The sequence below is a fragment of the Telluria sp. AZSoR62 genome, assembly GCF_058111565.1.
In genome coordinates, this window is the sequence record NZ_JBYTST010000401.1 from 1 (window position 1) to 259 (window position 259).

Annotated in this window: 1 protein-coding gene; it reads right to left on the reverse strand. The window is 66.0% G+C overall.

Going from position 1 to position 259, the window contains the following annotated elements; all coding sequences use genetic code 11:
* A partial coding sequence (locus AC3XQU_RS24240; protein ID WP_489876673.1) for a protease-associated domain-containing protein occupies positions 1-259 on the reverse strand: 259 nt, incomplete at both ends.

The window sequence follows — 259 nt, forward strand, 5'->3', positions numbered from 1 at the left end:
GTGCCCTGCGATCCATAGCTCGACCCGTCCTGGGTAGGCTGCATCGCGTTCGACACGAAGGCGATCTTGCCCTTCAGGCTGCCGTCCGGAGCGAGCGCCAGATCGTTGTACGTCGGGAAGTACACGATCGGCAGGGTCAGCCCGCCCGGCGGCGTCGCGCCCGAATTGCCGAGGCCGACCAGATGCAGCTTCTGTGCATAGGGTGCGACCAGTTCCCCGCTCTCCGTACCGCGCGACCAGACCGGTAGCTGGTATGGCT